At 75.3% G+C, this 1017-nt stretch carries 1 protein-coding gene and 1 pseudogene; both read right to left on the reverse strand.

Annotated elements, in window-relative coordinates:
- Positions 1–181, reverse strand: a pseudogene (locus IBL25_RS26340) (hypothetical protein); the annotation flags it as partial.
- Positions 178–1017, reverse strand: an 840-nt coding sequence (locus tag IBL25_RS26345) for a glycosyltransferase family 4 protein (protein WP_187781376.1), incomplete at its 5' end; no start/stop codon positions are given. The gene IBL25_RS26345 and the pseudogene IBL25_RS26340, both read right to left, overlap by 4 nt.

Raw genomic sequence — 1017 nt, forward strand, 5'->3', positions numbered from 1 at the left:
CGGCCAGGCGGCGGGTGGCGGCGCCGAGGCCGGTGGCGGCGCTGAAATAGCCTGCCACCGCCAGCACCCCCTGCCCTTCCGGCTCCGGCCGGTCGATGCGCGGCGCCAGGGCGGCCATGGCGCCGAACAGCGCCTCCCGCCGCAGCCGGCGCGGCAGCAGGGTCCAGATGCGGCGGATCATGCCTGAACCCCCGGGGCGGGTTCGAGCCAGGGGCGGATGCCGGCCAGCAGCGTGGCGGCCTGGGCTTCCCAGTCCATCAGCGCCTCGCCATGCCGCAGGGCACCCGCGGCCAGCCGGGCCTGCAGGGCCGGGTCCATGATGCGGGCCATGGCCTCGGCCAGCGCCTCGGGCGTCGTGGCGCTGGCCAACAAGCCGGTTTCGCCATCCCGCAGCTGCTCGGACAGGCCGCCCACCGGCGTCGCCACCACCGGCACGCCGCAGGCCAGGGCAATGGGCAGCACGCCGGACTGGCTGGCCTCCCGGTAAGGCAGCACCACCGCATGGGCGGAGCCGACCAGGGCGGGGATATCGTCATCCCCCACCCAGCGCGGCTCCACCGTCACGCCCGGCAGGGCGGAGATGCCGGGGGCAGCGGCCTCGATATCCCCCTGCCCCACCACCCGCAGCGTGGCATCGGGATGGCTGCGGTGCAGGATGCGCAGCGCGTCCCGCAGCAGGTCCAGCCCCTTGTAGGCACGGATGCGGCCAAAGAAGAGGAAGTCATGCCCCGGCCTGGCGGCGGCCGGCGGCTCACCCGCCAGATGCGCGCCCAAAGGCAGGCGGAACAGCGGCAACCCCGGTGCCTGGGCGCGAATGGCCGCCTCCACGCTGCCCGAGAGCACCACCGCCCCGCGCGCCGCCGCCAGGTCCCGCCGCAGCCCCCAGTGCCAGGCAAAGGCGGGGTCGCCGGGATGCGGCGCGCCATCGTGCAGGATGGGCACATAGGCGATGCCGGCCCGCTTCAGTGCCGGCGCCACCAGTGGCGTCCAGAGATGCGGCATGGCGGAGACCACCAC

Origin of the sequence: Pseudoroseomonas ludipueritiae (assembly GCF_014490445.1) — a bacterium.
GTDB classification, from domain to species: Bacteria; Pseudomonadota; Alphaproteobacteria; order Acetobacterales; family Acetobacteraceae; genus Pseudoroseomonas; species Pseudoroseomonas ludipueritiae.